Origin of the sequence: Bradyrhizobium hipponense (genome assembly GCF_008123965.1) — a bacterium.
GTDB classification, from domain to species: domain Bacteria; phylum Pseudomonadota; class Alphaproteobacteria; order Rhizobiales; family Xanthobacteraceae; genus Bradyrhizobium; species Bradyrhizobium hipponense.
This window is the reverse complement of the sequence record NZ_VSTH01000229.1, coordinates 1-7,570: the sequence shown is the minus strand read 5'-3', so window position 1 is coordinate 7,570 and position 7,570 is coordinate 1. Positions and strand designations below refer to the sequence as shown.

The following is a 7,570-nucleotide window of genomic DNA, read 5'->3' as shown; positions in this document are numbered from 1 at the left end:
CTGCCCTGGGAATGGAAGCTTCCGCGCCAAGCCGACGACCCCAACGATCAGCAAGCTGCCTAACCTTCACGCAGCGCCATCATAGCCGACCCGGCCCCCGCGCGCATGCGTCAATCTGGCGGCCTTCGTCGTATGCGTACGAATTACCAGACGATCTGACCAATTCAGGTAGGTGATTGGCAGTCGTTCTGGGCCTACAACTTGGCAGCACCCTGAAGGGGGCAACGTGTCAGGCTTGATATCGAATCGGGCAAGGCTGGCACAGTTAGCGGCGCGTGGCAGGGACAGCGCTTTGCAGGGATTGAGCGCCTAGTCACGTCGCCGTTAACCTTTGACGTCGCTGGCACGTTAGGGACAGCGTCGTCTTTGAAGACTTGCCCACCAGGTAGGTGCCCTGCGGTACCTCTCACAATACCGCTTGGTAGCACCGCGAGCGGCTTGACCCTCACGGGAGCAAAGGTGGCCAGCTTTGGCTGACCACAGAGGCTTGCGGCATCTGCCAGGAACAGCGCTTTCAGGGGTTCACTACCCGATCCGCCGAGCCACCCGTTTCGCTAGCATAGCGGCTAGCAGGAGCAGCATCGGATTCTTTCCACATGGCGCCAGTCGCGTCAGCACTGCTCTCCGTGTTCTGCAACAACTCTTTCCTGACGCCCTCGTCGGTCTTGGCACCGCTGCGCAACATCGAAGTCTCTCAGCTGAGTGACCTTGGGATATGCCGGCCCGCGGCGCTCGAATGGTCCGGACAACGCCCAAGCCGAAACTTCTCAGCTAGTCTCAACCGCGCGCCGAATCGCAATTCGTTCGGGCTCATACATCATGGGTAACGATACGCGTGGCATCTGTTCGACCTCATTGGCGGATCCAATTCGCGACGTAGACCACTCTTGCGACGTGGCCTATTTCTTGACGACTGTTCAACTTTGCTCGAGCAATCTGAACCGCCTAGACACCAACTTAATCGGGAGGGTCGCACGGAGCCACCCCGTCCGATCGGCGGAACAAATTGGTTTGGCGATGCTTGTGAGTGCGATCAGTCCGCGTGGCCTCACGCAGATCGAAGCCTGGGACGCCATGCCAGACGGTCAAATCGCCGCGGATTCAAATCGCCGCGGATGACGGGCGGTGTCGGTCTGGCCGATATATCCGACGTACTGCCCACCGGTGAAGGCCATGAGTTCACGGCGTGTCACACGATTGCCGGTCGCGTTCTGGTTGTCGGCAAAGTCATAGCCTTACCTGAATTGGCCGGTTAAGAATTGTTTTGTCGCTAGTGCATGCCGCTAGGTTTGCAATCACCGGGCCGAACTTCGCTTGGAGCGCGATCCGGTACCTCTTCTTTCCAACGCACAGATCCGAAGGGGCGTTCCAGCATGCGACGCACGCGTATGGGCTCAGGGCCGATGTGGAACGCCATCGCCTGACGATCCAGCTCGCGCTCCGACAAGGTGGACCGGTTGCGCTGGCGCAAATAATCCAGCCATGTCGGGCAATGAAAGCGCTCGGTCCACAGTTCAGGATTGGCGATGTCGCGCGCGATTGACCAGCCGTAGGCGCCGTTCCGCTGTCGAAACAGTTGCACCTCCTGCATCATGGTATGAAATGGGCGTGCTTTGTCTTGTGAGACCCTATATTCAATCTCAACAACCACCGGCCCGCTGCGCCCGGTGAGCGGAAGTCGCACCTCGGGATCGGCCAGCATCTCGGCGTCGTCCTCTCGCGCTATGATCCGCGGCATCTCCAGCCAGAGACCTAGGATCGGGGAGGCGAACATCAGCGCGGCCGAGACTAGGAGCGCCGTTTCGACGCCGACAGAATCAGTCAGGTGACCCCACGCCCAACTCCCTACGGCAATCCCGCCTGAGCACGCTGTCTGATAAGCCGCGAGGGCGCGCCCGGCGACCCAGCGCGGCGCCGCAAGCTGCACGCCAATGCTGAAAAGCACCCACGCCATCATCCACACGGCGCCCGCCAAGACAAGGGCGACTGCCGTCAATACCGGCTCTCGGCTCAGCGCCACCGCTGCAACCGCTCCGCTCATCGAGAGCGCGCATGCGCGGATCGCTGCTTCGCCGCTCATCCGTTTGCGCAGCTCGGTGATGAAGAGCGCACCGATGACAGCGCCCAAACCAAAGGCACTGAGCATGATGCCATAGGTCGGCGCACCGCCATGCAGAAGATCCCGCACTACCAGCGGCATCAGCGCTGTAATCGCGGCGCCGATCACGCCGGTCACCATAGAACGGGTCAGCACGATCCTAATCGATGGTGAATTGGCGATGTAGCGCACTCCGGAAACAATGGCCCGACTAAGTCGTTCAGGCGGCAGCCGAGAGGGTTCGGAGATGCGTTTCCACAGGAACAGCGCGAGCATCAGCGGCAAATAGAGTAGGGCGTTGAGCGCGAACGCGGTCACAGCACCCGAGGCCGCCACAACAATTCCGCCGATTGCCGGACCCATGCTGCGCGCGATGTTGTAGCTGATGCCGTTCAATGCCACGGCCGCCGGCAGGATTTCCATCGGCACTAACTCGCGCACCGAAGATTGCCAAGAAGGTCCCATTAGCGCCATACCAGTGCCGACAGCAAAGCAGAGCGCTAGTAAAATGCTCGGCGTGACCTGTCCGAGCCAGGCAAGCGCCGTCAGGGTGGATGCGCCAGCGAGTGCAATGCCGAGCGAGACCAGAGTGATGATCCGGCGATCGTACATGTCGGCAATGGCGCCTGCGGGCATCGCGATTAACATCACAGGCAGCATCAAAGCGGTTTGCACCAGCGCGACCTCGTCGGCCGACGGTGTCATCTCAGTCATTGCCCAGGCCGCTCCGACGCCTTGGATCAGGATGCCCAAATTGGAAAACAGGCTCGCTAACCAGATGTTTCGGAAGGTGGCGTGGCGAAGCGGAGCGGTGATGACGTCGATGCCCGACGTCTGAAATTTAGACGGATCAGCCATTTCGGAGTTTTGCCTCGCCTGCCATCGCTTCATTCCGAACCGACCAACGACAGTCCGAGATGCTTCCGCCGGAAATTCGTGTGCGAACTTTTCACCTAGGCTACTTTGCCCAAGGTTATTAAGAAAGTCTCATGAGCCATGCTAGGTCAAGTAGCTTGCCAAACTCACTATGCGCGCGAGAAGTCGTTTTTCGTGGTCCCACGATGGAGAGTCCTAAACGTCCCACGCGGTCGCTGGGCGGACTCATCGAAGTACCGCGTTTGTCTGAATGTCGTCCAATGATGTCGTGTCTATATGTAGAATCCGCTACCGGCACGATTGTTACTTCCTTTCGGCCAGAGTCTCGGCTCCCTTAAACAGATTCTGAGGTATCGGCAGCACCTCAAATCAATCCTTTGAATCGCTTATTTTCTCAGCCTTCGAAAATGCCGGAGCCAGATCTGACATTCGTTGGATCTCAAACGTTCGCCAATTCTAAAAGCATCGCTCAACTCAAGTATTTCCGATCCGCAAAATAGACGAAACACGGCGCTGATTTTTTGCATTCTATGCGAGCGTACGACGAAAAAGAGCACGGCTAGGGTAGACACACCGCGATCAACCCTCAGGCGGAGTCTCAATCGGAATAGCAAAGCCTGCCTTGACGCGGTCCATTACGACCATCGTCTTGAATCCCTTGATGTCCGGGTTCTCATAGAAGAACCGCCTCGTGAATTGCTCGTAGTCCTCCATGGCGCGAGCGGTAATGTAGAGAACAAAGTCAGCGTCCCCGGTGACGTAGAATCCATTGACGACTTCAGCCGACGCCTTGATGGCCTTCTTGAACCTGTCGATAATGTCTGCACGCTCACGCTCGAGGCTCACGAGCACAAGCATTTGGATAGGCCGTCCCACCGCTTTCGCCGAAACAATAGAGACATCGGCTTCGATAATGCCCTCGGAGCGGAGCCTCTTTAGACGTCGTTGACATGCGGTAGCAGAAAGTCCTGCCAGTTCGCCGATCACCTCGGAAGTCAAACGGTTGTTCTTTTGTACGATCTCGAGGATGCGGGCGTCTGTTCGGTCGTATTGCATCATGGGCTCCAGGTGAATTTCACCGCGAAACTTCTCCGCGACGCTGAAAATCGCCCTATCGACGGTTAAATGCGACGCAAATGCCTTTGTAACATTAGTATCCTGAATGACGAGAAATTCAACAAAAGGCCGTCGGATCTTTTTGAAATGGTCTTACAAGCTGTTCGGCAACACAGCAGTCCCCATTTGGTTGGACTTGCCGCAACTCATCTTCAGGGTCTGACTCGCCGTGATTTCGTGGCGGGTGCAGCGCTGATCGACGGCCGGTGGACCGCGGGCGCGCAAAGAGACGCTGTGGTCGACCCGGCTACCGGGGAAGGGATCGCGAACTTTGCCAGTTGTGGCGCCTCTGACATGGAGGCCGCGATCGAGGCGGCCGAGAAATCCTTTCTCGCCTGGCGCCAGTTATTGCCGGCGAGCCGGGGGGGGATCCTTAGGTGTTGGGCTTCTCTGATGCGCGACCATTTGGAAGAGCTCGCCATCCTAGTTACGAGCGAACAAGGCAAGCCGCTTGCAGAGGCGCGGTACGAGATCGCCTACGGTGCTGGGTTCCTTGAGTGGTTTGCTGCTGAGGGAGAGCGCGCATATGGCGAGACGATCCCAAGCCACAAGCCTGGAAGTCTCCTTCAGGTTCGAATGCAACCGATCGGCGTCGCCGCGGCAATTACTCCGTGGAATTTTCCTATCGCCATGATCACGCGAAAAGCGGGGGCGGCTCTCGCTGCCGGCTGTCCCGTCATCGTGAAGCCTGCGCCCGAGACCCCGCTCTCCGCCCTCGCCCTGGCCAGGTTGGCTGAAGAGGCTGGCGTCCCTCGCGGTGTGCTTCAGGTGGTTACCGGCGATCCAATCGAGCTTTCGGCGCCTCTGTTGCGGGATCCAAGAATCAGAGCCCTTTCATTCACGGGATCTACCCAGGTTGGTCGGCTGTTGCTGGAGGGGGCTGCGGCAACGGTAAAGAAAGTATCACTCGAGTTGGGAGGGCATGCGCCCTTTCTCGTCTTTGATGATGTCTGTGTCGCGAAGGCCGTCAAAGGAGCAATGGCGGCGAAATTTGCGACCTCGGGTCAGGATTGCTTGGCGGCGAACCGGATCTACGTTCAAAGGGGTATCTATCGCAGGTTCGTCGAGGCGTTTGCCGCCGCGATGGCTGAGCTGTCAACCGGTCACGGATTGGACCCTGCAACAGATATTGGGCCAATGACGAAAATTTCGGTGGCCAACAAGTGCCGGGCCCAAATTGACGATGCGATCGCAAAGGGCGCGCGAAGGTTTTCGGTGAGGCAAGATGAACGTCTTGGCGCGAACTTCGTTCCTCCAACGCTGCTAAGTGAAGTCAGCGACAATATGCTGATTGCCAGCGAAGAGACGTTTGGCCCGGTGGCTGCGGTGCTTCCATTCGACTCTGAAGAAGAGGTCGTCGCCCGAGCAAACGCCAGCGAAATGGGGTTAGCCGCCTACGTCTACACCGACAGCCTGCGGCGGGCGCTCCGACTTTCTGAGAGCATCGAGTACGGCATGGTGGGGATCAATACACCCTCGTTCACGGGACCGCCTATTCCGTTCGGAGGTTGGAGGCAATCCGGTCTTGGCCGGGAAGGTTCGCGTCACGGCATCGAGGAATACATGGAACTGAAATACGTGTGCTTCGGCGATTTGGCGGGTTAGGAGAACCGGAATGATCGATATAAAAACCATAGCTGAACAAGATCGCTCAACTGTTCTGCATCCCTTTACTCAGCTCAAGGACTTTGCCACGGGCAAACTAGGTGATCCTACGATTGTTACCGGTGGCAAGGGCATTCGAATCGAAGACGCGCAAGGACACAGCTTTATTGATGGCTTCGCTGGCCTATACTGTGTAAATGTTGGGTATGGTCGAACCGAGGTGGCCGAGGCCATCGCGCGTCAGGCGTACAAGTTAGCCTACTATCACACCTATGCAGCCCACACGACCGAAGAGCTTGCGACGTTATCGAGCCGTCTAGTGCAGATGGCTCCAGGCAAGGCAAGCAAAGTGTTCTATGGGTTGTCCGGATCAGATGCCAACGAAACTCAGGCAAAGTTGGTTTGGTACTACAACAATCTACGTGGCCAGCCCAAAAAGAAGAAGATCATCTCGCGCGAGCGCGGATATCATGGCTGCTCGGTCATTTCCGGTTCGATGACCGGTATGTCGTTCTACCATGATCACATGGATCTTCCTTTTTCGGGCATCCTGCATACGGGTACACCACATCACTATTGGGGTGCAGAACCGGGAGAAACGGAAGAGTCATTTTCTCGCCGGCGAGCCGCTGAGCTTGAAGAGCTGATCACAAGAGAGGGACCCGAAACGATCGGCGCCTTCATTGCTGAGCCTGTCTTGGGAACAGGGGGGATCACGCCACCCCCTGCCGACTATTGGCGTGAAATTCAGGCTGTGCTCCGGCGCTATGACGTACTTCTAATCGCCGACGAAGTGATTTGTGGATTCGGTCGAACCGGCGCCGATTTCGGCAGCACGTTGTACGGGATGGAGCCAGATCTGGTGACCGTGGCCAAAGGCCTGACGTCCGGTTATGTGCCTCTGTCGGCAGCCATTGTCGGAGAGAAGGTCTATACGATTATGGAAGAGGCCGCCGATCGTGTCGGAGCGTTCTCGCACGGATATACCTACTCCGGCCATCCGATTGCAGCCGCCGCTGCCAATGCGGTCTTGGACATCGTTGAGAAGGAGCGACTAAGTGACCGCGCCCGGATTGTCGGCGCGCACTTTCAGAAACGTCTCAAGGAGCGATTTTCGCAGCTAGAAATCGTTGGAGAAGTGCGAGGCGTGGGCTTGCTCGGCGCGATCGAGTTCGTTGCCGATCGCCAGACGAAACGCCGATTTGATCCGCAACTCAAAGTGGGAGCTCGTATCTCAAAGGCTGCTCGTGATCGGGGGCTCATCGCACGCGCAATGCCGCATGGAGACATTCTTGGCTTTGCCCCCCCCCTCGTTGTGTCCGAATCGGAAATAGATGAGATTGTTGATTTGGCCTATCGCGCGACGAAGCAAGTGATGGACGAACTCGCAAAAGATTAGCAGGTGAGCGCGATCGCGGACTTTGCTCGATGGTGGCTCACCACCGAGCTGGATCAATATCCCGACGCGCCTCCACCTAACCGAAGGCGCCAAGGCGATCGCAGAGCCGCCGAGCGGATGTGGCAGTGCGTGGCGTCTGCTTCGCGCGAGCGATAAACGATCCGCTCGCATGGCGAAATCTCCATCGTTGCGCTCGAAAACGGCTCGAGCTTGTACATCGTTTCATTGACCCCCACGTCACGTCGGCAGTACATCAAAACTGACGTGTAACAAAGCGCCACTGACCGACCAAAATAGTTCCGATGGCCTGGCGGGCCGTCGAGGCCGTGCTAGAGCCGACGATGCGGGAACGCGTTAGTACTGTAAGGCTAAGCAGGTGCAAATGGTCGCGCAGAATCGCGCGACAATGCCTCCTAGCGCAAGCTGCTGCTGAACTCCGACGCTCTTATGGATGAGTAGTCGACCGTGAAGAACCC

The 7,570-nt window shown here is 57.7% G+C and carries 4 protein-coding genes; 2 read left to right on the top strand and 2 right to left on the bottom strand.

Features of this window, described 5'->3' with window-relative positions:
• Positions 1-1,270 precede the first annotated feature (1,270 nt).
• Positions 1,271-2,956, bottom strand: a complete 1,686-nt coding sequence (locus FXV83_RS40525) for an MFS transporter (RefSeq protein ID WP_148745625.1) — start codon at positions 2,954-2,956, stop codon at positions 1,271-1,273.
• A gap of 597 nt (positions 2,957-3,553) precedes the next feature.
• Positions 3,554-4,030, bottom strand: coding sequence for an Lrp/AsnC family transcriptional regulator (locus FXV83_RS40520; RefSeq protein WP_148745624.1), 477 nt, complete (start codon positions 4,028-4,030; stop codon positions 3,554-3,556).
• Between the two features lie 186 nt (positions 4,031-4,216).
• On the opposite strand from FXV83_RS40520, the gene FXV83_RS40515 reads away from it, so the two are divergent.
• Together FXV83_RS40515 and FXV83_RS40510 are read left to right on the top strand one after the other, a co-directional pair.
• Positions 4,217-5,695, top strand: coding sequence for an NAD-dependent succinate-semialdehyde dehydrogenase (locus tag FXV83_RS40515; protein WP_187436517.1), 1,479 nt, complete (start codon positions 4,217-4,219; stop codon positions 5,693-5,695).
• A gap of 10 nt (positions 5,696-5,705) precedes the next feature.
• Complete coding sequence (locus FXV83_RS40510; RefSeq protein ID WP_148745623.1) at positions 5,706-7,094, top strand: aminotransferase; 1,389 nt, start codon at positions 5,706-5,708, stop codon at positions 7,092-7,094.
• Positions 7,095-7,570 lie beyond the last annotated feature (476 nt).